Raw genomic sequence first — 1,027 nt, forward strand, 5'->3', positions numbered from 1 at the left:
GAACATCCCGTTGTTCATGTCCCCGGAGTTGCCGATACCGGTGTTGACGTCACCGGAATTGCCGATGCCGGTGTTGAGGTCGCCGGTGTTGAACCAGCCGGTGTTGGTGTCCCCGCTGTTGAAATCACCGCTGTTGAAGCTGCCCTCGTTGAAGCTTCCGGTGTTGTAGCTGCCGCGGTTCCCGATACCGGTGTTGACGTTGCCCGGGTTGAACAACCCGGTATTGCCGATGCCGGAATTGCCGATACCGGTGTTGTAGCTACCGGTATTGAACAACCCAGAATTGCCGACCCCGGAATTCAGAATGCCGCGCAGGTCAAAGCCGGAGTTGCCGATGCCGACATTGCCGTTACCGGTGTTACCGAACCCGATGTTGTTATCACCGGTATTGCCGAACCCGATATTGCCGGTGCCGGTGTTACCGAAGGCGTCGGTGACGGCGGCCGTCGCGGCGGCCGGGTTCACCGGCAGCAGACCGTTCAACTTGACCGACAAATTCACCCCGCTGAGCACGTTGCTGATGGCCGGGCTGCTCAACAGGCTGCTCACCGCCGGGCTACTCAGCAGGCTGGTCAGGCTGCCGGTGCTGAGGGCGCCGCTGCTCAGGCCCCCACCGGACAGTGCCTGGAATAACGCCTGTATGCCCGAGCCGCCGAACTGCCCCGAGGAACGGGGCGAGAAATGGCGACCGTAGGACCCCCAGTTCCCGGCTGCCGCCGCACCGGCGCCGACCTCACCCAGCCCCAGGTTGTGCAGGTTCAAGTTGGCGAGGTTTCCGGTACCCAGACGCAGACTGCTCAGCAACCCGCTGACGTCGAAACCGCCCAGCAGGCCGCCCAGCCTCACATTCACCGCACCCAGCACGGCCCTGGCGCCGCCCTTGTTGAAAGTGCTTGCCGCCCCGGCGAGTTCCGTCGCCGCGGCGTTGACGAAGCCGCCCGCGCCGGCCAACTGCCCGAGCGGAATCTTGGTGAACGGGGTCAGCGCCGCGGCAGCCGCCGAAGCCCCACCGTGGTAGCTCAGCATC

1 protein-coding gene is annotated in these 1,027 nt (G+C 64.6%); it reads right to left on the minus strand.

Annotation, left to right across the window (positions count from 1 at the left end; translation table 11 throughout):
* A partial coding sequence (locus AWC08_RS19780) for a pentapeptide repeat-containing protein (protein ID WP_419196914.1) occupies nucleotides 1–1,027 on the minus strand: 1,027 nt, incomplete at both ends.

Source organism: Mycobacterium gordonae, assembly GCF_002101675.1.
In the GTDB taxonomy this organism is placed as follows: domain Bacteria; phylum Actinomycetota; class Actinomycetes; order Mycobacteriales; family Mycobacteriaceae; genus Mycobacterium; species Mycobacterium gordonae.